The organism is Kitasatospora sp. A2-31 (assembly GCF_022288725.1).
Classification (GTDB): domain Bacteria; phylum Actinomycetota; class Actinomycetes; order Streptomycetales; family Streptomycetaceae; genus Kitasatospora.
Map to the genome: position 1 here is coordinate 1 of NZ_JAKNTA010000194.1, position 1,338 is coordinate 1,338.

Here is a 1,338-nt window from a genome sequence, read left to right on the forward strand (position 1 = left end):
GGGGCCCGGACCGGGACGGCTCGGGCGGTCAGGTCTCCGCGAGCGCCGGGCTGGAGGCCGGCGCGGACGGCGACCCGCTCGACGGCGCGACCGGCAGCGAGTACACGTTCCCCGGCGAGACGATCTCGGTGATCGCCTGCGCGAACAGCGTCGAGGGCGCCGAACCCCGGTACGCGATGTCGGTGTTCAGCAACACCACCAGCGTCGCCTGCGCCGACGGCAGGTAGACCGCCACGCTCTGGTAGCCCGGCAGCGAACCGTTGTGCCCGATCCAGCCGTGGTTCACGAACACCCCCAGCCCGTAGCCGAGGCCCGGATCGCCCGACGGCGGGGTCTGCAGCCGCTCGGCCTGGGTCGCCGGCTTCAGCAGCGTGCCGGTGGCCAGGACCTTCGCCCATTTCTGCAGGTCGGGAAGGTCCGAGATCATCGCTCCCGCGGCCCAGCCCCAGGACGGGTTCCAGTCGGTGGCGTCCTCGATCGCGCCGCTCTGCGTCTGGTTGGTGTAGCCGCGGGCGTGCGGCTGGGGGAACGCCGCGTCGACCGGGAAGACCGTCCGGCCGAGATCGGCCGGCTCGAACACCTGCTGTTCCAGGAAGGCGCCGAGCGGCTGTCCCGAGACCTTCTCCACCACCAGGCCGAGCAGGATGGTGTTGGTGTTGGAGTACTCGAAGTCCGTGCCCGGCGGGAAGTCCGCCGGGTGCGCGAAGGCGTAGGAGAGAAGCTGCTGCGGCGTGAACTCCCGGTGGGGGTCGGCCAGCAGGGCCTGCACGAAGCCCTGGTCCGAGGTGTACGGGAAGAGGCCGCTGCGCATGTTCGCGAGCTGGCGCAGGGTGATCGCGTCCCCGCCGGGCACCTCCGGGACGTACTTGGAGATCGGGTCGTCCAGACCGACCCGGCCCTGGTCGACCAGCCGCAGCACCCCGGTGACGGTGAAGGTCTTGGTCTCGCTGCCGATCCGCATGTTCAGCCCGGTCACCATCGGGATGCCCGCGATCTTGTCGGAGACCCCGAAGGCCCGGATGTAGCTGTCCCGGGGGGTGGTGAGCGCGACCATCACGCCGGGAACGGAGGCCTGGTTCAGCACCCGCTGCACCGCGGCGTCCAGCCGGGCCGTGACGGCCGGGGTCAGCTCGGCCACGGTACCCGGGGCCGAGGGCGAGCCCGAGGTCGACGGGGAGAACGTCGGCGAGCCGGTGGGGGAGACGGTCGGTGAGGGGCTGAGCGCGGCGGGCACGGCGGTGGCCGGCCCCGCGGGCGCCGGCCCGGGGTCGGCACCGCCGGAGCAGCCGGCGCCGGCCAGTAAGCCGGCCACACCCACCGCCGCCGCGGCCGCCCCCC

General features: G+C 73.2%; 1 protein-coding gene. It reads right to left on the reverse strand.

Going from position 1 to position 1,338, the window contains the following annotated elements:
- Positions 1 to 28: 28 nt before the first annotated feature.
- A partial coding sequence (locus tag MCM47_RS40815; RefSeq protein WP_374209287.1) for a serine hydrolase occupies positions 29 to 1,338 on the reverse strand: 1,310 nt, incomplete at its 5' end.